We start from the raw sequence: 22,239 nt of genomic DNA on the forward strand, positions 1-22,239 counted from the left end.
TCTCCTGTGGGTGCGGCGGTTCAGCCGATGGTGAGGGTGGAGTCGAGTCGGACGGGACGACGCATGGTGTTGACCACGGGCGACCAGACGATGGCGTTGTCGTGGATCTCCTGCAGCACCTCGTCGCTGGCATCGGCGGCCAGGGTGACCTTGACGCGGATGTCGCTGAAGCCGGCCACCTTGTCCTCCGGGATGTCGCCGACGCCCCACACGGCGGAGATGTCGATGTCGCCCTCCATCTCCACCTCGATCTTGTCGAGCCGCACATTGCGGTGGGTGGCATTGGCCAGCAGGCCGACCGAGATGCAGGACCCCAGGGCGGCCAGGACCATCTCGGAGGGGTTGGGGGCCGAGTCGTCGCCCAGCAGGGCCGGGGGCTCGCCCACCAGGACGGGGGACAGGTCACGCACATAGGTCAGGTTGCGGAAACCCGACTCGCAGACGGTGGTGGCCTTCAGCGTCTTGCGGCCGGTGGTGGGGTCCTCCTTGGCATTGCAGGAGAGGCGGTCGAGGCCCTCGGCGTCGATTCCGGCAAGGGGCAGATCGGAATTGGACATGGTGCTTCCTTTCGGGAGTGGGTGCATTTCCTGCCAGAAAATGGTGCATTTCGGGCAGGGGAATTTGGGCGGAATGAGACCGCGGGAATTGCGTGGATAGACCACCGGGAAATGGTTGGGAAAACCCGTCAGGGGATGCATTCCATGCGGTGGGATGCGGATCGACCGTGCACGTCAGAAAGCTGTGTGGCAGGGGATCACGGTCCGAGAGTTGCCCTGGGTTGCTGGTTGGACCCAGCGAGTCAGGCGATCATCGGAGGGAATTGGTCAACAAACGAATGCGCCGCAGTGGCGCATCAGGTCCAGGTAGTACCTGGCGATGAGGGTTGCTGACATGGAAATAACTTTATGTGAAGATTTCTCCATCCACAAGTCTTCCCGCTGGGTGAGACGGGTGAGGAGTTTCGCCGCCCCCTCGGCCCCTTGTCACACCGCACCTCGTCGCTGGGCCTGATTGCCGGACCGGATTGTCGGATCGGGCCGATAGGCTCTCGGCATGGCCACGCACGTCTACCAGATTCCCCTGCGCACCAGGTTCCGCGGCATCACGATGCGTGAGGGGGTGGTCCTGTCCGGTGACGCCGGTTGGGGGGAGTTCAGCCCCTTCCTGGACTACGACGGTGACGAGATCCGGCCCTGGTGGCAGGCGGCGCGGGAGGCCGCAGACGTGGGCTTCCCCCCGCCGGTGCGTGACCGGGTACCGGTCAACGCGACCGTGCCGGCCGTCGGGCCGCACCAGGCCCACCAGATCGTCACCGAGTCGGGCTGCACCACCGTCAAGGTGAAGGTGGCCGAACCCGGGCAGCCCTTCGCCGACGACCTGGCCCGCGTCGAGGCGGTGCGTGATGCGCTGGGGCCCGAGGGGCGGGTCAGGGTGGATGCCAATGGCGGCTGGGACGTCGAGCAGGCCGTCACGAACCTCCGCGACTTGTCCCGCTTCGATCTCGAGTACGCCGAGCAGCCCGTGATGGACACCGAAGACCTGTCCCGGCTGCGCCGCGAGCTGGTGCGGCGCGGCATCGCGGTGCCGGTCGCCGCCGACGAGTCCATCCGTCGCAGCGGTGACCCCGAACGGGTCAAGCGACTGGAGGCCGCGGACGTGGCAGTGCTGAAGGTGCAGCCCTTGGGTGGTGTGCGTCGCTGCCTGCAACTGGCCGAGGACCTTGCCATGCCGGTGGTGGTCAGTTCGGCGCTGGAGACCAGCATCGGCATCCGGATGGGGGTGGCGCTGGCCGCGGCGCTGCCGGAACTGCCCCACGCCTGCGGACTCAACACCATGCGCCTGTTCACCGACGACGTGGTCGAGGACTCACTGGTGGCCGTCGACGGGCACCTGCCGGTGGCAGACCTGCGGGTGGCCGCCTCGCGGCTGGCGGCCTGTTCCGCCCCGGTCGACCGGGTGGAGGCCTGGGCCGATCGGGCCGCGACCGCGGCGACGGGAGGCGCTCGGTGAGCTCCTGGTTGCTGGCCCAGTGCGTCGTCGAACAGCTGCAGCAGGCGGGGGTGCGGCACGTGGTGCTGGCCCCCGGATCGCGCAACGCGCCGCTGTCGATGGCCCTGCACCGGGTTCAAGAAGTCGGGGCTCAAGAGATCGGGGCCCAGGGGATCGAGCTGCACGTGCGCATCGACGAGCGATCGGCGGCCTTCCTGGCGCTGGGCATGGCCCGCGCCCTGGAGCAGCCGGTGGCCGTGGTCACCACGTCGGGCACCGCGGTGGCCAACCTGGCCCCGGCCGTGATGGAGGCCAATGAGGCCTCCGTGCCGCTGGTGGTGCTGTCGGCCGACCGTCCGCTGACCGCGATGAACTCGGGCGCCAGCCAGACCGGGCACCAGTTCGGGCTCTTCGCCGGGCAGGTGCGCCACCAGGTGCAGTTGACCAGCGACGCGACGCCGAAGGCCTGGCGATTCCAGCTGCGCGTCGCCCTGGCACTGGCCACCGGACAGCGCACCCGACGCCCCGGCCCCGTGCAGGTGAACCTGCACCTGGACGAACCGCTGATGCCCACCGAGGAAGGGCTCGACGCGCCGCGGCCGTGGCAGGTGGAGCCCAGTCGTCCCGCCGCCCCGGTGAGCTTGGAGGCCGGGCCGCGCACCGTCGTGCTGGCTGGCGACGCCCGCCCCGCCGTGGGGCAGCGAGCCGCGCAGCTGGCCCACGAGGCCGGGGTGCCGCTGCTGGCGGAACCCTCCAGCAATGCCCGGGTGGGCCAGGCGATCAGCACCTACCGGCTGTTGCTCGGCAAGCCAGACCTGGGCGGCCAGATCGAGCAGGTGGTGGTCTTCGGGCATCCCACCTTGTCACGCCCGGTCACCCGGTTGCTGCGACGCAGTGACGTCGAGGTCGTGGTGGTGGCGGACGACGCCCGCTGGCCTGATCCGGGCTTCACCGCCAGCCGGGTGGTCGACGACGTCGAACTCGCCCCGGCCAGCGACCCCAGCTGGTTGAACCGGTGGCTCACCGCAGACCTGGACATGCAGACCCGGCTGCAGCTGGCCCAACGCCCCGAGGCGGGCCGGGACCCACGGCCCACGGGGCTGGCCGTCGCCAGTCTGGTGGTGGAGCGCACCGCGGGCCAGGTGCTGGTGCTGGGCTCGTCGAATCCGATCCGTGACGCCGACCTGGCGCGGGTGCCCGATGCCCTCTTCGGCCCCCAGGCCACCCCCACCACGGTCTTCGCCAATCGCGGCCTGGCCGGCATCGACGGGGTCACCTCGACGGCCGCCGGCATCGCGCTGGCGCTGGATCGTCCCACCACCTGCCTGCTGGGAGACCTCACCTTCCTGCACGACGCCGGAGGGCTGTGGCTGGGCGCGCTGGAGCGGCGGCCCACGCTGCGGCTGGTGGTGCTCGACGACCGGGGCGGCAGCATCTTCCACACCCTGGAACAGGGGGCCCCCGAGCACGAGGCAAGCTTCGAGAAGGTCTTCGGCACGCCGCACCGCACCGATCTGGCGGCACTGGGGGCGGCCCACGGCTGGCAGTCGGCCACCGTCGATGACCTGGCGGAGCTGGGGCAGCGGCTGCGGGTTCCCGTGCGCGGCCCGGAACTGCTCGTGGTCCCGGTGACCCGCGACGACCGTCGCGCCTGGGCGGAGCGCATCGCGGCCTTCTGACCGGCCATCGTTCCCCGAGCCTGGCCATCGTCCCCCGAGCCTGGCCATCGTTCCCCGAACTTGTCGAGGGGCCAGCCTCAGGTGGTCGGCGCCTCGGCGTCGGGTTGCTGCTCGTCGAGGGTGCGCAACCAGGCGCGCAGCTGGTGGGTGGCCCGCACGTCGTCCTCGTTGTACTCCAGCACCCGCGTGGTCGCCTCGCTGCGGGTGAGCTCGTCGGCGCCGGTGACGGCGTCGCGGAACCAGCGCTGCGAGTTCAGGCCGCCCGGGTCGTCGTCGCGCCACTCGAAACCGGGGCCGGAACGGGCCACCACCTTCAGCCCCAGGCCATTGGTTCCGAAGAAGTGGCCCTTGACCAGCGTGAACAGGTCGACGAAGTGGTCACGGACCCGGTTGGCGGCGGCCAGCACCTCGGGCTGGCCACAGCGGCGGGCCAGCCGCAGCAGGTGCACCACCTCGTAATCGGAGTAGTGGTAGACGTGGGCGTCGGGGCGTTCGGTGAGCACCCGGTCCAGCCAGGTGATCGCCTCGGCCGCCAGGGCGCACTCGCGGGCATTGTCGAGTTCCTCGAACCGCGAGAAGGCCTTGTAGAAGGGGGCCTCGCCGCTGGTGCGGTCATCCACCAGGAAGCCCCACAGGTAGACGCGGTCGCCGGCGGAGGTCTCGATGTCGAAGTCGATCTCCAGACTCACCTCGGGCAGGTCCACCGGCTCGGTGGTCAACCGCTCCAGCTCGACGCCGGCCAGCATCAGCGAGGCCCGGCGGGCGGCCAGCCGTAGGCGGGAGTCGGCGCCGCTGCGATGGGCCACCTCGGGCAGGTAGCTCTCCATCAGGGCCTCGACGTCGGCGTGGGCCAGGTCTGACAGGGTGTTGATGCCGCGGCTGCGCAGCACGCTGATCTCGCGCACGTCCAGCGGCGACTTGTTGATCCGAAGGCTCAGGTCGTCCTCGCCCAGTTGCGGCTTGCACACCTCCCACCAGGTGCAGTGGTCGCACTCGCGCACCACGATGGGCGCCACCATCGGGCGGTGGTCGTCGGGGGAGCCGGTGCGCGCGGCAGCCACCTGGGCCACCTTCACCCGGAAGCCGAACTCGTGGTCATAGCGTTCCAGCGGGCTGCGCAGCTTCCACCCGGTGCTGGAGGTGCGAGAGAAGGTGCGGATGAACTTGCGTGACAGGTCCACCCAGCTGATCACCGGGCCCTGGCGCCCCTCCAGGTGGTCGGTGCCGATCACCCCCGCGATCGGTGCGGCCGCGTCGGCCCACCCGGCGGCGTCCAGCAGACGCCAGTAGTGGGCCATCTGCAACAGGTCCGCCTCGCGGGAGGGCTTGAAGGTCATCTGCGGATGCTGCAGCTGCACCCTGGGCGCCTCCAGCGTGCTGAAGTGGCAGACCTGCTCGGCATTGCCCATCTCCAGCACCCGGTGCCGCTTGGCTTCCACCGGCCGATAGCCTGCTCGGCCGTCGGCCTGGTCGGTGCCGCGCACCAACAGGTCTGGTTGGCCGCGCCGGTGGCCGGCCACGTCGACGGGCAGCCGGGGGCCGATCACCACGTCGCGCCCGTCCTCCAGCGCCTGCTGGGTGAGGTGCTGGGCCTGGCTGCGGTCATCGCAGGAGCGCAGGTCGACGACGTCGGTGGCCCCGTCGATGATCGCCTGCAGCACCTCGTCCTCGAAGGCCTTGCCTCCGGCGAAGAGCTCCTGCAGTGCCTCGTCGGGCGGGCTGGCCGGGGCCTGCAGGGTCGGGTCGTAGCGATTCTGGGTCTTGACCGGGCAGGAGCGTGCGGCGTAGGGGTCCAGGATGATGGCCATCAGTGCCGGCTCAGGCCTTCCAACCGCGGTGCAGGGCGATGATTCCCTGGCTGAGGTTGCGCCAGCCCACGGCCTGCCACCCGGCCTCGGACATCAGGTCGGCGAGCTCCTCCTGCCGCTTCCAGGTCAACACCGACTCGAAGAGGTACTCATAGGCGGCCGGATTGCTCGACAGGCGGCTCAGCGCCGGGATGACGCGGGGCAGCCACTGGTCGTAGACGAACTCGAAGGCCCGATTGGTGGGATGGCTCATCTCACAGATCACCACCTGCCCACCGGGACGGGTGACGCGGCGCATCTCCTTCAGCGCGGCCAGGGTGTCCTCGACATTGCGCAGGCCGTAGCTGATGGTGACGGTGTCGAAGCTGTCGTCGGCATAGGGCAGCTGCAGGGCATCACCGGCGACGAACTGCAGGTGCGGCTGGCGCTCCTGGCCCACGCGCAGCATCCCCAGGCTCAGGTCGGTGGGGAAGACCTCGGCACCCTGCTCGGCGAAGGTGGCGGCCGAGGTGCCGGTGCCTCCCGCCAGGTCGAGGATGACGTCGCCCGGCTTGGGGTCGACGGCCTCCACGGTCTCGCGGCGCCACTGGCGCTGCAGGCCGGCGGTCATCACGTCGTTCATCAGGTCATAGCGCTGGGCGACGCCGTCGAACATCTGGGCGACGTCTTGGCGGCGCTTGGCAAGGGTGGCACGGGACTCGAACACGGGCCCATTGTTCCACGACCGTCGAGAGCCGAGCGGTGCCTCCGACCGGCATGGCGCACAATGGAGCCCATGGCATCACGCAAGAAGGTCCTCCAGGTTTCAGGCCTGACCAAGAGTTATGGCGAACACGTCATCGTCGACGACTTCAACCTGGAGGTGCGTGAGGGCGAGGCCGTGGCCCTGACCGGCCGCAATGGTGCCGGCAAGTCGACGGTGCTGCGCTGCATCGTCGGGGCGGACAAGCCCACCGAGGGCACCATCGAGGTGTGCGGCATCCCGCTGCGTGAGACCCATCCCGACATCCGTCGCAGCATGGCCACCGTCATCGACGACCTTGACTTCTTCCCCGACCTGTCCGTCGTGGAGCACCTGGACCTGCTGGCCAGGGCACACGGCCTGTCCGAGCCGGACACCCTGGTGGACGAGGTGCTCGACCAGGTGCAGCTGGTGCCGCAGGCCGCCCAGCTGCCCGGCACCCTGAGTTCCGGCCAGCGCCGCCGTCTGGCGCTGGCCACCGCCTTCGTCCGCCCGCGCAAGCTGCTGGTGCTCGACGAGCCCGAACAGCGCCTCGACGTGGAGGGCATCGCCTGGTTGGGCCGACGACTGCGCCAGGACCTCGACGACGGACTGGCCATCGTGATGGCCTCGCATGAGCCGAGCCTGGTCGAGGCCGTCCGGGCCCGTCAGGTGGAGTTGGGCGGTCCCCGCGGATGAGCAACGACGTGGCCGCGCCGCTGGTGGCGCGCGACGAGGTGGACGAACGGCAACTGCTCTTGCTGATGGGCGACTGGCGGCAGGGGCGGGCCAACCGAAACCTGCGCCAGGCCCTGGGTGATGCCTATGTGGCGGTCTTCGCGGTGGTGATGATCGGCGCGATGCTCACCAATGTGGTGATCAATGCCCAGCAGATGGCTGCCACCTGCACCACCTCGGCCTGCCTGTCCGGCCGAGGCCTGCTGCCGTGGGCGGCGATGTTCGGCACCTTCGTGATGGCCCTGGCGGCCAGTGCGATGTTCGGCCCGGTGCTCGCCTCGGCAGCCGAGGGATTCTGGCTGCTCGACGCCCCGCTGCGCCGTTCGCGGCTGCTGGTGCGTCGCCTGCTGGCCGCCCTGGTGGTGGCGCTGCTCGGCGGAGCCCTGCTGGGGGCCCTGGTGACCGCCCTGACCGGCTCGCCGCTGCCGTCGGTGCTGGCCTGGTCCGCGGCGACGGGGCTCGGCTCGGCCGGGCTGGTGGCCTTTGCCGCGGCCGAGCAGGGCAGGGAACGCACCTGGGCGGTGCGCGGCCTGCAGACCGTGGCGGGGCTGGCCGTGGTGCTCACCCTGCTGGCCGTGATGGCCACGGCCACCGGACGTGCCGCGATCCACATGGCCGACGGGACCGCTCGCACCTTGGCCTTCGGTGTCGCCGTGGCCGGGGCGGTGGTGATGGTGGTCTTCACGCTGCTGGCGCGCGCCCGGCTCGACCACTTCCGACGAGCCCGGCTGCTCAGCGGTGGATCGCTGGCCAGCGGCATGCAGGGCGCCATGTTCGCGCTCGACTTCGGGCTGATGCGCGACATCCTGGTGGAGCGCGAGGCCCTGCAGCGTGGCAGCGTCCGTCCGACGCGGGGCAGGGGAGTGGGCACGCAGGCACTGGTCTGGCGTGACCTGCAGCGGCTGCTGCGCTTTCCGCGTCCGCTGATGTTGCTGGCGGTCAGCGCGCTGGTGCCCTATGCGGTGCAGGCCCTGGGCTTGGGGGCGCTCAATGCCGCGATCTCCGCCTTGGTGCTGATGGCCGCGCTCATTCCCTTCTTCGGAAGCCTGCGGGTGCTGACCCGCACCAGGGGCCTGGCGCGCAGCCTGCCGTGGAGCACCTCGCAGTTGCGCACCGCGGCCAGCGTGGTGCCGACGGGTCTGGCGGCGGTGTGGAGCCTGGCGGTGGCTCCGGCCTTCCTGGGCATCGGCACCGAGGCCCCGCGCCCGCTCAACGAGGGCGTGCTGGTGGCGCTGGTGTGTGGTGCCGCCGGTCTGGTGGCCGCCATCCGCTGGGTCTCGGCCCAGCCGGCCGACTTCTCCAAGCCGATGCTGTCCACCAGCGCCGGCGCGATGCCGCCCGGGCTGGCGATGAACCTGCTGCGCGGCTTCGACATGGTGGCGCTGATCACCCTGCCGGTGGTCTTCGGGCTCTCGCCCTGGGTCTCGCTGGTGCTGGCGGCGGTGGCCTTCTCCATCCTGCGCATGGGCGGCTTGGACGCCGAGGAGCTGCAGGCGCAGAAGGAGGAGAACGAGCGGCTGCTGGCGCAGGCGAAGCAGGAGCGGGAACCGCAGGTGAAGCAGGACCGGCCGCCGCAGACGAAGCAGGACCGGCCGCCGCAGGCGAGGCGAGCGGTGGGCGAGCCCGCACAGCCCCAGGCGCGCCGCAAGGTCAAGCGCAAGAAGTAGGGCTATTCGCCCATCAGGGCTTCGCGCATCGGGACGAACTTGGCCAGTGTCTCGGCCACCTCGTCGGCGGGCACCGAGTCGCGCATGATGCCGCAGCCGGCGAACAGCTGCACCTGGTGCTGGTCGGCGGCGTCGAGCTGACCACCGCGCAGCGCGATGGCCCATTCGCCGTCGCCGGCGGTGTCGATCCAGCCCACCGGGCCGGCGTAGTGGCCACGGTCGAGCTGTTCCAGCTCCGCGATCAGGTCACGGGCCACCGGGGTGGGGGTTCCACAGACGGCCGCCGAGGGGTGAAGCGCCGCGGCCAGGGCGAGCGAGGAGGTCTCGGACTTGACCACGCCGGTGATGTCCGTGGCCAGGTGCAGCACATTCGGCAATTCCAGGACATAGGGGGCATCGGGCACGTTCATCCCGGTGCACCACGGCTCCAGCCCCCGCGCCACGCTCTCGACGGCGTACTCGTGCTCGCGCATGTCCTTCGCGGATCCGGTCAGCACGGTCGCCAGTTCGCTCGCGTCGGCGGCATAGGGGCGACGAATGGTGCCGGCCAGCACCCGCGAGGTGGCCAGCCCACCCTCGGTGCGCACCAGCATCTCGGGGGAGGCCCCCAGGGTGCGGTCCACCAGGTAGGTCCAGCAGTCGCGGTAACGGTTGACCAGCTGGTGGACCAGCCAGCGGGGGTCCAGGGGCAGCTCGGTGCGCGCGATCATGTCGCGTGCCAGCACCACCTTGTGCACCTGGCCCTCACGGATCCGTTGCACGGCCTCGGCCACCGTCTCGGCCCAGAGATCCGCGTCCAGGGTGCCGTCCACCAGCTCCACGTGCCCGGGCGGCGTCGGCAGCGGCTGCACCTCGGGCATCTGGTCGGTGACATTGCCGTGGCCGATGCGGGTCATCCAGGCCTGGCCGCGGCGTCGGCCGATGACCACCTCGGGCACCACGAGCACCGAGGGTTCCGCGGAGCGGTCACCGTCGAAGCTGAAGGAGCCGAAGGCGATCGGTCCGGTTCCCGAGACGCCCATCAGCTCGGTCTCGTTCTCCATCTCCTCGACGAACTGCTGCCACCACACGTCGGCGGCCTCGGGGGAGTCGGTGGTGAAGCGGGCGATCTCGCCGATGCCCACCACTCCGTCGCCACGCCGCAGGAAGGCGTGACTCGCCTTGTCGGTGAGGAATCGTTCCAGGTTTCCGGGGTCCTCAATCGCGACAGTGCGGGCACGAAGACGTTCGGAACCGGGGTTGACGATCACCGCAGCATGGTACCCAGCCCGGCGCCCCGCGGCGAAAACGTCGTGCTCCAGCGGCGTGGTCGCGCGGCCTTTGGGCTGCCTTTCGCGCAGGGCCCGCAGACCTTATTTGCGCAACTCCTGTGTTGTCTAAATCGGGGGAATTGCCCCTAGTGAGGCTGGAATCATGGCTCGCGGCGGGGTGGCTTGGGTTCGTCGGCGGGCACGCCCTAGACTCAGCGTGAACAACCGCCGCTGGGCATGCCTTTGCGTGCCATCAGGCGGAAATCCAAGGGAGTGGTCAGGAGTGCACATGTCGGCCGATGCGTCGCCGCAGGAAGTTGACGTCCGCCGGGCCGATGCCGTCGTCGTGGGCGCTGGCCCCGCTGGGTCCGCCACCGCAGCACACCTGGCTCGTCGCGGCCTGGACGTCGTGCTGCTGGAGAAGGCCACCTTCCCTCGCGACAAGATCTGTGGCGACGGCCTCACGCCCCGCGCGGTGCGCGCCCTGGTCAAGCTGGGCGTCGACATCAGCGCCGAGAACGGCTTCCACCGCAACGAGGGCCTCAAGATCTACGGCGGCGAGGCCCGCGTCGACAACGACTCCGAACTGTTCATGCCCTGGCCGGACCTGACCGACTTCCCCAACTTCGGCCTCACCTGCGCCCGGATGGACCTGGACGAGACCCTGGCCCGCCACGCTGCCGGCCTGGGGGCCGAACTGGTCGAGGGCGCCGCCGTCAAGGAACCGGTGCTGGACGAGTCCGGGCGCATCACCGGTGTCGTCACCAAGGACGGTCGTCGTTTCCTGGCCCCCGTGGTGGTGGCCGCCGACGGTGTCAGCTCGCGGTTGGGCGTGGCGATGGGGGTGCAGAAGCTCGACAAGCGCCCCATGGGCGTCGCGGTGCGGGCCTACTACAAGAGCCCCCGCGGGAATGACAACTTCATGGAGTCCTGGCTGGAGCTGTGGGACGGCGAGCCCGGCAAGTCCAATGTGCTGCCCGGCTACGGCTGGATCTTCCCGATGGGCACCGACGAGGACGGCAACGGCATCGTCAACGTGGGGCTGGGCATGCTCGACAGCTCCGAGGCCTTCGGCAAGACCGACTACAAGGACCTGATGCGTCGTTGGCTCGCAGCCACCCCGGCCGAGTGGGGGCTGACCGAGGAGAACCGGCTCGGTCCGATCCGCGGGGCCGCGCTCCCGATGGGCTTCAACCGCAAGCCCGCCTATGCCAAGGGACTGCTGCTGGTGGGCGACGCCGGCGGCATGGTCAGCCCCTTCAATGGCGAGGGCATCGACTACGCGCTGGAGGCGGCAGAGATGGCGGCCGACGCGATCGCCCAGGCGCACGCCAGAGGCATGGGGGCCGCCGCCGCCGAGCGAGCACTCGAGGGCTACAGTTCTCAATTGGAAGGAACATTCGGTGGATATTTCCGCCTCGGCCACGTCTTCGCGTGGCTGATCGGCAAGCCCACCGTGATGCACCTGTGCATCAAGTACGGACTTCCCCGACGTCGTCTGATGAAGCTGGTCCACAAGCTGCTGGCCAATCTCACCGACCGTCGCGGCGGCAACTTGGACGACCACATCATCAACACGCTCAGCCGACTGGCCCCCAAGGCATGACGGCAAGGCATCCACGGGCAAGAATGAAGCAAGCACTCCTCAGGAAGGGCGTCAGCGCATGAACCCCTACATTCCGATCGTCGGCCTGTCAGCGTTGGCCGCGCTCTTCGTCCTCGTGATGGTCGGGTTGAACCTGCTGTTCAGCCCGTCGCGTGCCAACCGCACCAAGTACGAGACCTACGAATGCGGCATCGACCCGACGCCCCAGGCCGCCGGTGGTGGTCGCTTCCCCGTGAAGTACTACGTCATCGCGATGCTGTACATCATCTTCGACATCGAGATCGTCTTCCTCTACCCGTGGGCGGTCTCCTTCGACGAACTGGGTCTGTTCGCGGTGATCGCGATGATCCTGTTCATGAATGCGGTCCTCATCGCCTACTACTACGTCTACCGCCGCGGCGGTCTGGACTGGGACTGAAACTCCAGCTGAACGAAGGGAAACACCATGAGCAACGAAGAGGGCAGCGTGCTGCTCGCCTCCTCCGAGGCCGTCGTCGGCTGGCTGCGCAAGACCTCCTTCTGGCCGCTGACCATGGGTCTGGCCTGCTGCGCCATCGAGATGATCTCCTACGGTGGCCCGCGCCACGACGCCGCGCGGTGGGGCCATGAGGTCTTCCGCGCCTCGCCGCGCCAGGCCGACCTGATGATCGTCTCCGGGCGTCTGAGCCAGAAGATGGCGCCGGTGGTGCGCCAGCTCTACGACCAGATGCCCAACCCCAAGTGGGTCATCTCGATGGGCGCCTGCGCCAGCTCCGGCGGCATCTTCAACAACTACGCCATCGTGCAGGGCTGCGACCACGTCGTGCCGGTCGACTACTACCTGCCGGGCTGCCCGCCCAACCCCGACCAGCTGATCGACGCGATCTTCAAGCTGCGTGCCGACATCCAGCACCACCCGCTGATGGGCAACATCGAGCGCAAGCATGAAGCCGACGAGGCTGCCGCCCTGGTGGCCACCCCCACCCATGAGATGAAGGGCCTCATGCGATGAGCGACCAGAAGCCGATCGAGGACAAGACGATCAACGAGCCGGTGACCTCCGTCGAGGCCGCTCCCAAGGGTGGCGTCGAGCGCGAGGACGCCCAGCCGACCCCCAATCCCCAGGTCCACGCCGAGGGTGCCTATGTGCTGAAGCAGACCAAGGGCATGTGGGGCAAGGGTTCGCCCGACACCTCCGGTTATGCCGGGATGCAGCGCACCATCGAGGCCCCAGGTCTGGCCCAGCGCCCCTACGGCGGCTGGTTCGACGAGGTGGCCGACCGGATGGAGGAGCTGGTTCCCGGCTTCTCCACCGGCCGTGTGCTGGTGCACCGCGACGAGATCACCTTCTTCGTCGTCCCGGAGCAGCTGACCACCCTGGTCCGGCAGCTGCGTGACGACCCCGCCCTGCGCTTCGAGATCTGCTCGGGCGTCAGCGGCGTGCACTACCCGGAGCAGAAGGGGGAGGAGCTGCACGTGGTCTACCACCTGCTCTCCATCACCCACAACCGTCGCATCCGCCTCGAGGTGGCGCTGTCCGACGGTCACCCGCACGTCGACTCGGTGGTGGCCACCTACCCGATGGCCGACTACCACGAGCGCGAGACCTGGGACATGTTCGGGATCATCTTCGACGGGCACCCCGGCCTGACCCGCATCCTGATGCCGGATGACTGGGCGGGACACCCGCAGCGCAAGGACTACCCACTGGGCGGCATCCCGGTCGAGTACAAGGGTGCGACGGTGCCGCCGCCGGACCAGCGGAGGAGCTACTGATGAGTCACGCCATGAACGAGGACCTCTACGCGGCCCCGGGCGAGGTGCCCGCGGACCACGTGTACATGACGCAGGGTTCCGACTGGGACGAGATCGTCAGCGAGCAGGCCGAGCGCAGCGACGAGACGATCGTGGTCAACTTCGGCCCGCACCACCCGTCGACCCACGGCGTGCTGCGCATGGTGCTGGAACTCGACGGTGAGACCGTGCTCTCGGTGCGTCCGGGAATCGGCTTCCTGCACACCGGCATCGAGAAGAACATGGAGTACCGCACCTGGACCCAGGGTGTGGCCTACGTCACGCGCGCCAACTACGTGGCCAGCATCTTCAACGAGGCCGTCTACTGCCTGGGCGTGGAGAAGCTGCTGGGCATCCAGGCCCCGGAGCGCGCCGACATCCTGCGTGTCATGGTGATGGAGGTCAACCGACTGGGATCGCACCTGGTGGCGGTCGGCACCGGTGGCCTGGAGCTGGGCGCCTCCTCGGTGGCCGAGGTCTGCCTGCGCGAACGCGAGATCTGCCTGGAATTCCTGCAGGCCGTGACCGGTCTGCGCATGAACAATGCCTACATCCGCCCCGGCGGCGTGGCCGTCGACATGCCCGACGACGGCCTGGACCGCCTGCGCGCCCTGGTGACCCGGATGGAGAAGTACCTGCCCGAGGTGGCCGGCTTCTGCAATGCCAACCCGGTCTTCAAGGCACGCATGCAGGAGGTCGCCACCCTGGACCTCAGCGCCTGCATGGCGCTGGGCGTGACGGGCCCGTCGCTGCGTGCGGCCGGCTACCCGTGGGACCTGCGCAAGACGCAGCCCTACTGCGGTTACGAGAACTACGAGTTCGACGCCGTCACCTGGGACACCCCCGACTGCTACGGCCGTTTCCGCGTCCGTCTGGAGGAGATGAACCAGTCCGTGCGCATCCTGCGCCAGGTCATCGACAAGCTGGAGGCCACCAATGGCCAGCCCGTGATGGTGGAGGACCCGCACATCAAGTGGCCGGCGCAGCTGGCGCTGGGCCCCGACGGCCAGGGCAACTCCCACGAGCACATCAAGCACATCATGGGCGAGTCCATGGAGGCGCTGATCCACCACTTCAAGATCGTCACCGAGGGCTTCAAGGTGCCCCCGGGTCAGGTCTACACCGCGGTGGAGGCTCCCGGCGGCGAGCTGGCGATGCACCTGGTCTCCGACGGCGGCACGCGTCCCTTCCGCGCCCATCTGCGCGACCCAGGCTTCAACCACATGCAGGCCATTCCGGCGCTGATGGAGGGCGGCATGCTCTCCGACGTGATCCCGGCGCTGGCCTCGATCGACCCGGTCATGGGCGGGGTGGATCGCTGATGAGGCTCTGTCTGGCAAGGGGGACGGCCCCCTTGGAATCCCCCGCAACACTCGCACGCACCGCTCCGAGCAGGCTCGGAGCTGCGCTCGTGAGCGGACACATCAAGGAGAACCACGCATGAGCGGCCACGAATTCCAGTCGCACTTCTCTGACGCCGACAGCGGCGTCGACTTCGACGACCAGTCGACCAACATCACCGAGCAGACGATCGAGGAATTGCGCGCCATCGCGGCCCGCTACCCGCAGTCGCACTCGGCCGTGCTGCCGATGCTGCACCTGGTGCAGTCGGTCGACGGGCGCGTCTCGCCGGCCGGCATCCGCACGATCGCCGAGCTGCTGGGCCAGACCGAGGCGCAGATCACCGGTGTGGCCACCTTCTACACCATGTACAAGCGTCGCCCCGCCGGGGAACACCACATCGGGGTGTGCACCACCACCACCTGCGCGGTGCTGGGTGGCGACATCCTGCTGAGCTGCATGGAGAAGAAGCTCGGCATCACGGAGGGCCAGACCACCGCGGACGGCAAGTTCTCGCTGGAGCGCCTGGAGTGCAATGCGGCCTGCGACTACGCCCCGGTGATGATGGTCAACTGGGAGTTCTTCGACAACATGACCCCCCAGAAGGCCGACGAGCTGGTGGATGCGCTGTTCTCGGGCGGCGAGGTCGCCTCGCCGCGCGGCGCCACCATCACCAGCTGGAAGGAGGCCGAGCGCGTGCTCGCCGGCTTCCCCGACGGCCGTGCCGACGAGGGCCCCTCCGGCGGCGAGGCCTCGCTGCGCGGCACCCGGATCGCCCAGGAACAGGGTTGGACTGCCCCGAATGCGGCCGACATCCCGGCCCCCACCCAGGAGGAGGCGAAGTGACCGACACCCTCACCCCCGTCCTGAGCAAGAACTGGGCGGATGACCGGTCGTGGAAGATCAGCAACTACGAACGACAGGGCGGCTACGAAGCGCTGCGCAAGGCGCTCAAGATGCAGCCCGCCGACGTGATGAACGAGGTCAAGGACGCCGGCCTGCGCGGTCGCGGTGGCGCCGGCTTCCCCACCGGCCTCAAGTGGTCCTTCGTGCCGCAGGACAATCCGAACCCGAAGTACCTCGTCGTCAACGGCGACGAGTCGGAGCCGGGCACCTGCAAGGACATGCCCCTGATGATGGCCAGCCCCCACACCCTGGTGGAGGGCGTGATCATCAGCTCCTATGCCATCGGTTGCCACACCGCCTTCATCTACATCCGCGGTGAGGTGCTGCACGTGATCCGTCGCGTCCAGCAGGCCGTGCGCGAGGCCTACTCGGCCGGCTATGCGGGCAAGAACATCCTGGGCACCGGCTTCGACCTGGACATCATCGTCCACGCCGGTGCGGGCGCCTACATCTGTGGCGAGGAGACCGCGCTGCTCGACTCGCTCGAGGGACGCCGCGGCCAGCCTCGTCTGCGCCCGCCCTTCCCGGCGGTCGCGGGCCTGTACGCCTCGCCCACCGTGGTCAACAATGTGGAGTCCATCGCCTCGGTGCCCAGCATCGTCGAGCACGGCAAGAACTGGTTCGCCCACATGGGCACCGAGAAGAGCAACGGTTTCACGCTGTACTCGGTCTCCGGTCATGTGAAGCACCCCGGCCAGTACGAGGCCCCGATGGGCGTCACGTTGCGCCAGCTGCTGGAACTCAGCGGCGGCATTCGGGAGGGCCACGAACTCAAGTTCTTCACCCCGGGTGGTTCCTCCACCCCGATCTTCACCGCCGACCAGCTGGACACCCCGCTGGACTACGAGGCCGTCTCGGCAGCCGGCTCGATGCTGGGCACCAAGGCGCTGCAGTGCTTCGACGAGACCACCTCGGTGGTGCGCTCGACGCTGCGCTGGGTGGAGTTCTACAAGCACGAGTCGTGTGGCAAGTGCACCCCCTGCCGCGAGGGCAACTGGTGGCTGGTGCAGACGCTGCGCAACTTCGAGCAGGGCACTGCCCAGGAGGGCGACATCGAGAAGCTGCTGGACGTCACCGACAACATGTCGATGAAGTCCTTCTGCACGCTCGCCGATGGCGCCGTGGCCTGCGTGCAGAGCGCCATCAAGCACTTCCGGAGCGAGTTCGAGGCCGGCTACCACACGCCGGCCTGGGAACTGTTCCCCTATGAGAAGAGCGCCCTTTTCGCCGATCCGAACAAGGCGGGAGCCCACGCATGAGCGTCGACACCAACAAGACCGCACCGGTCGCCAAGCCCGAAGAGGTCAGCTTCACCATTGACGGCATCGAGATGAGCGCCCCCAAGGGGACGCTGATCATCCGCGCCGCCGAGCAGGTGGGCATCGAGATCCCGCGCTTCTGCGACCATCCGCTGCTCGACCCGGCCGGCGCCTGCCGCCAGTGCATGGTCGACATCCCCGACGGTGGCAATGGCCGCCCGATGAAGCCCTCGGCCGCGTGCACCACCACGGTGATGCCCGGCATGAAGGTCAACACGGCCGCCACCAGCGAGGTGGTGGCCAAGGCGCAGGAGGGCATGCTCGAATTCCTGCTGATCAACCACCCGCTCGACTGCCCGATCTGTGACAAGGGCGGCGAGTGCCCGCTGCAGAACCAGGCGATGAGCCACGGCCGCGGTGAGAGCCGCTACGAGGGCGCCAAGCGCACCTTCGCCAAGCCGATCAACATCTCCAAGCTGGTGCTGCTCGACCGCGAGCGCTGCGTGCTGTGCCAGCGCTGCACGCGCTTCAGCTCGCAGATCTCGGGTGACCCCTTCATCAACCTGCAGGAGCGGGGCGCCTTCAGCCAGATCAACACCGACGGTGAACACGCCTACGACTCCTACTTCAGCGGCAATGTCATCCAGATCTGCCCGGTGGGCGCGCTCACCAGCTCCGACTACCGCTTCCAGAGCCGCCCCTTCGACCTGGTGAGCACCACCACCTCGTGCGAGCACTGCGCCTCGGGCTGTGAGCTGCGCAGCGACCACCGTCACTACACGGTGCGTCGTCGTCTGGCCGGGCTGGATCCGCAGGTCAACGAGGAGTGGAACTGCGACCGCGGTCGCTTCGGCTTCCTGTCCACCCGCGGCGAAGACCGGGTGACCACCCCGCTGGTGCGTCGCAATGGCGTGCTGGAGCCCGCCAGCTGGCACGAGGCGATCGACGCCGCCGTGGCCGGCCTGCGGGCAGCCGGGCAGCAGGTGGGCGTGCTCACCGGTGGCCGCCTGCTCACCGAGACCGCCTACGCCTACGGACGCTTCGCCCGTGCGGTGCTGGGCACCAACAACATCGACTTCCGCAGCCGCCCGCACAGCGACGAGGAGGCCAGCTTCCTGGCCGCGCGCGTCGCCGGCCGGACGCTGGAGGAGTCGGTCACCTATGCAGACCTGGAGAATGCCAAGCGGGTCGTCCTGGTGGGCTTCGAGCCCGAGGACGAGAGCCCGATCGTCTTCCTGCGACTGCGCAAGGCAAGCCGCAAGGGCAAGCTCGAGGTGCTGAGCGTGGGCACCCACCTGTCCAACGGATCCCGCAAGCTGGGTGCCCGTCTGGTCCCGGCCCTTCCCGGGCTGGAGCAGCAGGCCGTCGAGCAGCTGGGTTCGCAGGTGGAACTCGACGCCGACACCATCGTCCTGGTGGGGGAGCGCGCTGCGCTGTCGGCCGGCACCCTGGGTGCGGTCACCCGGCTGTGCGACGACACCGGTGCCCGACTGGCGTGGATCCCGCGCCGCGCCGGCGACATGGGTGCCATCGACGCGGGTTGCCTGCCCAACCTGCTGCCGGGCGGTCGTCCGGTTGACGACGCCACCGCGCGCGTCGACATCCAGGCCGCCTGGGGCGTGGAGCACCTGCCCAGCCAGGCGGGGCTTTCCACCGACCAGATGGTCGCCGCCGCCGGCAACGGCAGCCTCAAGGCCCTGGTGGTCTCGGGCGTGCAGCTGGCAGACCTGGCGGACCCGGGGCAGGCTCGCGCCGCCCTGGAGCAGGCCGAGTTCGTGGTCAGCCTGGAACAGCGTCTCTCCGAGGTGGCCGAGCGTGCCGACGTGGTCTTCCCCGTCGCCCTCATCGAGGAGCAGGCCGGCAGCTTCACCAACTGGGAGCACCGGGTGCGCCCGGTCGCCGTGGTGAACCGGCAGAATCAGGCCCCGATGACCGAGATCCGTGTGCTGGCCGCCCTGGCCGACGCCATGGGATCCGACCTGGGGGTGCGCACCGCCAGCCAGGCCGCCGCGGAGCTCACCGAGCTGGGTGACTGGGAGGGCGGACGTGCCGCCATGACCCAGACCTCCCCGGCGGGGGCACCCCAGGGCGTCCTGCTGGACACCTGGCGCCTGCTGCTGGATGCCGCCGCGGGCCTCGACGGAGCCGAGCACCTCACCGACACCGCACCCGTGGCGGTCGCCCGGGTCTCCGGTGCCACCGCCTCGGCCCATGGGCTGGTGCCCGGCGGGCGGGTCGTGGTGCGCAGCGCCAAGGGCAGCGTCGAGCTGCCCGTCGTGGTCGAGACCGAGATGGTCGACGACGTCGTGTGGCTGCCGGCCAACTCGGCCCCGGCCACGCATGAGGCCCTGAACGCCCTTCACGGCGAGCGGGTCAGCCTCGAAGCCACCGCAGTTCGCTCCTCAATGGTTGGAGGTGTGGCATGACGCCACTCAACGCTTCGTCGATCTTCGGGCCTGACGTCTGGTGGATCACGCTGATCAAGGTGCTTGGGGTCTTCATGCTCCAGCTGCTGTGGTGCCTGTTCAACGTGTGGTTCATGCGTCGCATCCTGGGCAAGATGCAGAACCGCAAGGGCCCGATCATGAACACGGCCTTCATCAACGGCATGGGCCAGGCCATCGGCGACGGCATGAAGCTGCTGTTCAAGGAGACCTTCATCCCGAAGGACACCGACAAGGTGGTCTTCTCGCTCGCCCCGGTGATCGCCGGCATCTGCGCCTTCGCCCCGTGGGCGGTCATCCCGCTGGCCGGTGAGGTCAACATGTTCGGCCACACCACCCGCCTGCAGGTGACCGACATGCCCGTGGCGGTGCTGTTCACCCTGGCCACCGGCTCGCTGGCGGTCTACGGCCTGGTCTTCGCGGGCTGGAGCTCCGACAACTCCTACTCGCTGCTGGGCGGCCTGCGCGCCAGCGCCCAGATGATCTCCTACGAGGTCGCGATGGGCCTGTCGCTGGTCTCGGTCTTCATCCTGTCCGGCACGATGTCCACCTCGCAGATCGTCGAGGCCCAGGCCCAGCACTGGAACTTCTTCGGAGCCGAGATCCCGGTGCCCAGCTGGTATGCCGTGGCGCTCTTCCCGGCCTTCTGCATCTACTTCATCTCGATCCTGGCCGAGTCCAACACCCCGCCCTTCGACCTGTCGGAGTGTGAGCAGGAGCTGGTCTCCGGTTACTCCACCGAGTACACCGGCTTCCAGTACGGCACCTACTACCTGGCCGAGTTCATCCACATGGCCACCCTGTCGGCCCTGGCGGTGACGCTCTTCTTCGGCGGCTACCGCGCCCCCTTCCCCTTCAACATGATCGAGGGCATCGACCAGGGCTGGTGGGGTCTGCTCTGGTTCTTCCTGAAGACCCAGGTGATGATCTTCTGCCTCATCTGGTGCCGTGGTTCGCTGCCGCGTTTCCGCTACGACCAGTTCATGGGCATCGGCTGGAAGCGCCTGATCCCCATCAGCCTGCTGTGGATCGTCTGCGTCACCCTGATGCGCGCCACCACCGGCGCCACCGGCACGGCTCGCACCGTGCTGGCCCTGATGATGGGTGCGGTTGCGCTGGCCCTGATCGCCTGGCTCTTCCTGGGCGGCAAGGCGGAGGAAGAGGTGGAGCAGATCGACGACGAGTTCGACGCCTTCGCCGGTGGCTACCCCGTACCGCCGCTGCCCGGGCAGGAAGTGCCGGGCACCACCCGCGTCGTGAGCGCGCAGCGCGTCGCCGTTGACGACGACCTCGACCCGATCAAGAACGGAGTTGACGCCTGATGGGTCTCCTTGACCAGTGGGCCGGTTTCGGCATCACTTTCCGCACCATGTTCCGCAAGACCTTCACCCAGGGCTACCCGCAGAAGGGCAAGGAGAAGGTCTTCGCACCCCGCTTCCACGGGCGTCACCAGCTCAACCGCTGGCCCGACGGCCTGGAGAAGTGCGTGGGCTGCGAGCTCTGCGCGTGGGCCTGCCCGGCCGACGCCATCTACGTCGAGGCCGGTGACAACACCGAGGACGAGCGCTACAGCCCCGGTGAGCGCTACGGCCGCGTCTACCAGATCAACTACCTGCGCTGCATCTTCTGCGGCATGTGCATCGAGGCCTGCCCCACCCGGGCACTCACGATGACCAATGAGTTCAAGCTCGCCGACCGCTCGCGCGAGGTGCTGATCTACGAGAAGGACCGTCTGCTGGCGCCGCTGCTGACCGGCATGGAGCAGCCGCCCCACCCGCGTCGCCTCGGTGACGACGAGAAGGACTACTTCCTGGGCTTGCCGGCCACCGGTCAGCCCGACGTGCGCACGGCCCCCAGCGGCGCCACCAGCGCCACCCGGGTGACCAACCAGGATTCGACCACCCATGGGGGAGTGACCCAATGACAAGCCTCGTCCCACTCGTGACCGCACAGGCGGTCGCCTTCTGGGTGCTCGCCCCCGTGGCGGTGCTCGGCGCGCTGGGCATGGTGCTGTTCCGCAAGCCGGTGCACTCCGCGCTCTCGCTGGCCGGCATGATGATCGCGCTGGCCGGGCTCTACGCCTCGCTGGATGCGCCCTTCCTGTTCGTGGTGCAGATCATCGTCTACACCGGCGCCATCCTGATGCTCTTCCTGTTCGTGCTGATGCTGGTGGGCGTGTCCACCACCGACTCGATGATGGAGACCATCCGTGGTCACCGCGTCGCCTCGGTGCTGGCCGCGCTTGGCTTCGCCATCCTGCTCATCAGCGCGATCGGCAAGGGCATCGTCGGTGCCCCGCGGGGCCTGGAGGACGCCACCGCCGAGTTCGGCGGCAATGTGCCCGGTCTGGCCGCGCTGATCTTCAGCGACTACATCGTGCTGTTCGAGGCCACCAGCGCCCTGCTGATCACCGCGGCCGTCGCCGCCATGGTGCTCGCCCACGGTGAGCAGCTGCGCCCGAAGGTGCGCCAGGCCGGCCAGCTCAAGGCCCGCATGCGCAACTACGCCACCGACGGCAAGCACCCCGGCCCGCTGCCCAACCCCGGCGTCTACGCCACCAGCAATGCCGTGCAGTCGCCGGCGCTGCTGCCCGACGGCAGCATCGCCGAGAACTCGATCGTGGAGGCCATGCGCGATCGCGGCGTGGTCGCCAATCCCGACGAGCTCGCGTCGCCGGCGCAGCACACCTTCGCTGCCATCGAGTCGGTCAAGGCCGAGGAGGGACGGGAATGAACCCGAGCTACTACCTGGTGCTGAGCGCCATCCTGTTCAGCCTTGGCATCCTGGGCTTCCTGCTGCGCCGCAACGCGCTGGTGGCCTTCATGTCGATCGAGCTCATGCTCAACTCGGCGTGCCTGGCGATGGTCAACTTCTCCCACATGCACGGAAACCTGAACGGTCAGGTGGCCACCTTCTTCGTGATGGTGGTGGCCGCGGCCGAAGTGGTGGTGGGGTTGGCGATCATCGTGACCATTTTCCGCAGCCGACGCTCGACCTCGGTCGACGACGCAAACCTGCTGAAGTTCTGAGGGGGCATCGGTGAATCTTCTCGAAATCG

At 68.8% G+C, this 22,239-nt stretch carries 20 protein-coding genes; 16 read left to right on the forward strand and 4 right to left on the reverse strand.

The annotated features are described in order from the left end of the window. Window positions 1–20: 20 nt before the first annotated feature. A complete protein-coding gene (locus ACOAMO_RS09015; protein ID WP_420174472.1) occupies window positions 21–557 on the reverse strand; it encodes an OsmC family protein in 537 nt (178 codons plus the stop codon). A 496-nt stretch (window positions 558–1,053) separates the two neighbouring features. Here ACOAMO_RS09015 and ACOAMO_RS09020 point away from each other — a divergent pair, with 496 nt between their 5' ends. After that, a complete protein-coding gene (locus tag ACOAMO_RS09020; RefSeq protein WP_420174473.1) occupies window positions 1,054–2,010 on the forward strand; it encodes an o-succinylbenzoate synthase in 957 nt (318 codons plus the stop codon). After that, window positions 2,007–3,668, forward strand: a complete 1,662-nt coding sequence (gene menD / locus ACOAMO_RS09025) for a 2-succinyl-5-enolpyruvyl-6-hydroxy-3-cyclohexene-1-carboxylic-acid synthase (protein ID WP_420174474.1) — start codon at window positions 2,007–2,009, stop codon at window positions 3,666–3,668. The genes ACOAMO_RS09020 and menD overlap by 4 nt, the downstream gene beginning before the upstream one ends. Window positions 3,669–3,745: 77 nt before the next feature. Here menD and ACOAMO_RS09030 read toward each other — a convergent pair whose 3' ends face one another. Together ACOAMO_RS09030 and ACOAMO_RS09035 are read right to left on the reverse strand one after the other, a co-directional pair. Further along, complete coding sequence (locus ACOAMO_RS09030) at window positions 3,746–5,476, reverse strand: TM0106 family RecB-like putative nuclease (protein ID WP_420174475.1); 1,731 nt, start codon at window positions 5,474–5,476, stop codon at window positions 3,746–3,748. 10 nt (window positions 5,477–5,486) lie between these two features. After that, window positions 5,487–6,182: a demethylmenaquinone methyltransferase gene (locus ACOAMO_RS09035; protein WP_420174476.1), complete on the reverse strand. Its 696-nt coding sequence runs from the start codon at window positions 6,180–6,182 to the stop codon at window positions 5,487–5,489. Window positions 6,183–6,242: 60 nt separating this feature from the next. Between ACOAMO_RS09035 and ACOAMO_RS09040 the strand changes: the two genes are divergently transcribed. Both ACOAMO_RS09040 and ACOAMO_RS09045 read left to right on the forward strand, forming a co-directional pair. Then, window positions 6,243–6,896 (forward strand): ABC transporter ATP-binding protein, encoded by a 654-nt coding sequence (locus ACOAMO_RS09040; protein WP_420174477.1) that lies wholly within the window; start codon window positions 6,243–6,245, stop codon window positions 6,894–6,896. After that, the gene (locus ACOAMO_RS09045; RefSeq protein WP_420174478.1) at window positions 6,893–8,602 is read left to right on the forward strand and encodes a DUF6297 family protein; all 1,710 of its coding nucleotides are present in this window, start codon (window positions 6,893–6,895) and stop codon (window positions 8,600–8,602) included. Before ACOAMO_RS09040 ends, ACOAMO_RS09045 begins: the two co-directional genes overlap by 4 nt. 2 nt (window positions 8,603–8,604) lie before the next feature. Here ACOAMO_RS09045 and ACOAMO_RS09050 read toward each other — a convergent pair whose 3' ends face one another. Next, window positions 8,605–9,852 carry an isochorismate synthase gene (locus ACOAMO_RS09050; RefSeq protein WP_420174479.1) on the reverse strand — a complete coding sequence of 416 codons (1,248 nt, stop codon included), beginning with the start codon at window positions 9,850–9,852 and terminating at the stop codon, window positions 8,605–8,607. A gap of 289 nt (window positions 9,853–10,141) precedes the next feature. Between ACOAMO_RS09050 and ACOAMO_RS09055 the strand changes: the two genes are divergently transcribed. The 12 genes from ACOAMO_RS09055 (at window position 10,142) to nuoK (ending at window position 22,210) form a co-directional block, all read left to right on the forward strand. After that, window positions 10,142–11,458: a geranylgeranyl reductase family protein gene (locus tag ACOAMO_RS09055; protein ID WP_420174480.1), complete on the forward strand. Its 1,317-nt coding sequence runs from the start codon at window positions 10,142–10,144 to the stop codon at window positions 11,456–11,458. 58 nt (window positions 11,459–11,516) lie between these two features. Next, window positions 11,517–11,876 (forward strand): NADH-quinone oxidoreductase subunit A, encoded by a 360-nt coding sequence (locus tag ACOAMO_RS09060; protein ID WP_420174481.1) that lies wholly within the window; start codon window positions 11,517–11,519, stop codon window positions 11,874–11,876. A 27-nt stretch (window positions 11,877–11,903) separates the two neighbouring features. Further along, complete coding sequence (locus ACOAMO_RS09065) at window positions 11,904–12,449, forward strand: NADH-quinone oxidoreductase subunit B (protein ID WP_420174482.1); 546 nt, start codon at window positions 11,904–11,906, stop codon at window positions 12,447–12,449. Next, entirely contained in the window at window positions 12,446–13,213 is a 768-nt protein-coding gene (locus tag ACOAMO_RS09070; protein ID WP_420174483.1) for an NADH-quinone oxidoreductase subunit C, read from the forward strand. Before ACOAMO_RS09065 ends, ACOAMO_RS09070 begins: the two co-directional genes overlap by 4 nt. Before the next feature lie 44 nt (window positions 13,214–13,257). After that, window positions 13,258–14,553 (forward strand): NADH-quinone oxidoreductase subunit D, encoded by a 1,296-nt coding sequence (locus ACOAMO_RS09075; RefSeq protein WP_420176999.1) that lies wholly within the window; start codon window positions 13,258–13,260, stop codon window positions 14,551–14,553. Between the two features lie 118 nt (window positions 14,554–14,671). Continuing rightward, entirely contained in the window at window positions 14,672–15,418 is a 747-nt protein-coding gene (gene nuoE, locus ACOAMO_RS09080; protein WP_420174484.1) for an NADH-quinone oxidoreductase subunit NuoE, read from the forward strand. Next, entirely contained in the window at window positions 15,415–16,737 is a 1,323-nt protein-coding gene (gene nuoF / locus ACOAMO_RS09085) for an NADH-quinone oxidoreductase subunit NuoF (protein ID WP_420174485.1), read from the forward strand. Before nuoE ends, nuoF begins: the two co-directional genes overlap by 4 nt. Next, the gene (locus ACOAMO_RS09090) at window positions 16,734–19,163 is read left to right on the forward strand and encodes an NADH-quinone oxidoreductase subunit G (protein WP_420174486.1); all 2,430 of its coding nucleotides are present in this window, start codon (window positions 16,734–16,736) and stop codon (window positions 19,161–19,163) included. Before nuoF ends, ACOAMO_RS09090 begins: the two co-directional genes overlap by 4 nt. Further along, window positions 19,160–20,503, forward strand: coding sequence for an NADH-quinone oxidoreductase subunit NuoH (gene nuoH, locus ACOAMO_RS09095; protein ID WP_420174487.1), 1,344 nt, complete (start codon window positions 19,160–19,162; stop codon window positions 20,501–20,503). Before ACOAMO_RS09090 ends, nuoH begins: the two co-directional genes overlap by 4 nt. Then, window positions 20,503–21,105 (forward strand): NADH-quinone oxidoreductase subunit NuoI, encoded by a 603-nt coding sequence (gene nuoI / locus ACOAMO_RS09100; RefSeq protein WP_420174488.1) that lies wholly within the window; start codon window positions 20,503–20,505, stop codon window positions 21,103–21,105. The genes nuoH and nuoI overlap by 1 nt, the downstream gene beginning before the upstream one ends. Further along, the gene (locus ACOAMO_RS09105) at window positions 21,102–21,914 is read left to right on the forward strand and encodes an NADH-quinone oxidoreductase subunit J (protein WP_420174489.1); all 813 of its coding nucleotides are present in this window, start codon (window positions 21,102–21,104) and stop codon (window positions 21,912–21,914) included. Before nuoI ends, ACOAMO_RS09105 begins: the two co-directional genes overlap by 4 nt. Continuing rightward, the gene (nuoK, locus tag ACOAMO_RS09110) at window positions 21,911–22,210 is read left to right on the forward strand and encodes an NADH-quinone oxidoreductase subunit NuoK (RefSeq protein ID WP_420174490.1); all 300 of its coding nucleotides are present in this window, start codon (window positions 21,911–21,913) and stop codon (window positions 22,208–22,210) included. The genes ACOAMO_RS09105 and nuoK overlap by 4 nt, the downstream gene beginning before the upstream one ends. The last annotated feature ends 29 nt before the right edge of the window (window positions 22,211–22,239 follow it).

Origin of the sequence: Luteococcus struthionis, from assembly GCF_048595755.1 — a bacterium.
Lineage (GTDB): Bacteria > Actinomycetota > Actinomycetes > Propionibacteriales > Propionibacteriaceae > Luteococcus.

Excerpts from the sequence above, each read along its gene's own strand:
- ACOAMO_RS09015 (WP_420174472.1), bottom strand. The coding sequence starts at position 557 with ATGTCCAATTCCGATCTGCCCCTTGCCGGAATCGACGCCGAGGGCCTC.
- ACOAMO_RS09020 (WP_420174473.1), top strand. The coding sequence starts at position 1,054 with ATGGCCACGCACGTCTACCAGATTCCCCTGCGCACCAGGTTCCGCGGC.
- ACOAMO_RS09030 (WP_420174475.1), bottom strand. The coding sequence starts at position 5,476 with ATGGCCATCATCCTGGACCCCTACGCCGCACGCTCCTGCCCGGTCAAG.
- ACOAMO_RS09040 (WP_420174477.1), top strand. The coding sequence starts at position 6,243 with ATGGAGCCCATGGCATCACGCAAGAAGGTCCTCCAGGTTTCAGGCCTG.
- ACOAMO_RS09045 (WP_420174478.1), top strand. The coding sequence starts at position 6,893 with ATGAGCAACGACGTGGCCGCGCCGCTGGTGGCGCGCGACGAGGTGGAC.
- ACOAMO_RS09055 (WP_420174480.1), top strand. The coding sequence starts at position 10,142 with ATGTCGGCCGATGCGTCGCCGCAGGAAGTTGACGTCCGCCGGGCCGAT.
- ACOAMO_RS09060 (WP_420174481.1), top strand. The coding sequence starts at position 11,517 with ATGAACCCCTACATTCCGATCGTCGGCCTGTCAGCGTTGGCCGCGCTC.
- ACOAMO_RS09065 (WP_420174482.1), top strand. The coding sequence starts at position 11,904 with ATGAGCAACGAAGAGGGCAGCGTGCTGCTCGCCTCCTCCGAGGCCGTC.
- ACOAMO_RS09070 (WP_420174483.1), top strand. The coding sequence starts at position 12,446 with ATGAGCGACCAGAAGCCGATCGAGGACAAGACGATCAACGAGCCGGTG.
- nuoE (WP_420174484.1), top strand. The coding sequence starts at position 14,672 with ATGAGCGGCCACGAATTCCAGTCGCACTTCTCTGACGCCGACAGCGGC.
- ACOAMO_RS09090 (WP_420174486.1), top strand. The coding sequence starts at position 16,734 with ATGAGCGTCGACACCAACAAGACCGCACCGGTCGCCAAGCCCGAAGAG.
- nuoH (WP_420174487.1), top strand. The coding sequence starts at position 19,160 with ATGACGCCACTCAACGCTTCGTCGATCTTCGGGCCTGACGTCTGGTGG.
- nuoI (WP_420174488.1), top strand. The coding sequence starts at position 20,503 with ATGGGTCTCCTTGACCAGTGGGCCGGTTTCGGCATCACTTTCCGCACC.
- ACOAMO_RS09105 (WP_420174489.1), top strand. The coding sequence starts at position 21,102 with ATGACAAGCCTCGTCCCACTCGTGACCGCACAGGCGGTCGCCTTCTGG.
- nuoK (WP_420174490.1), top strand. The coding sequence starts at position 21,911 with ATGAACCCGAGCTACTACCTGGTGCTGAGCGCCATCCTGTTCAGCCTT.